Source organism: Haloferax sp. AB510 (assembly GCF_024136985.1).
In the GTDB taxonomy this organism is placed as follows: domain Archaea; phylum Halobacteriota; class Halobacteria; order Halobacteriales; family Haloferacaceae; genus Haloferax.
This window is the reverse complement of the sequence record NZ_JAMYJY010000260.1, coordinates 1-286: the sequence shown is the minus strand read 5'-3', so window position 1 is coordinate 286 and position 286 is coordinate 1. Positions and strand designations below refer to the sequence as shown.

Here is a 286-nt window from a genome sequence, read left to right as displayed (position 1 = left end):
ATGAAACCCGGGTCGGCCGGGCCGCCGCTGCCGGGTATCGACGCCCAAATCGTCGACACCAACGGCGACGAAGTGGAACCCGGTCGCGCGGGCTATCTCACGGTGAACAAGCCGTGGCCGGGGATGCTCCGGACGCTCTACAAGAACGACGAGCGCTACATCTCCGAGTACTGGGAGGAGTACTCCGACACCGACAGCGACGACCCCGACGACTGGGTGTACTTCCCCGAGGACGGCGCGAAAGTGGACGACGACGGCTATATCACCGTACTCGGGCGCGTTGACG

1 pseudogene is annotated in these 286 nt (G+C 65.0%); it reads left to right on the top strand.

Going from position 1 to position 286, the window contains the following annotated elements:
• A pseudogene (locus tag NKF06_RS20910) lies at positions 1-286 on the top strand (AMP-binding protein); the annotation flags it as partial.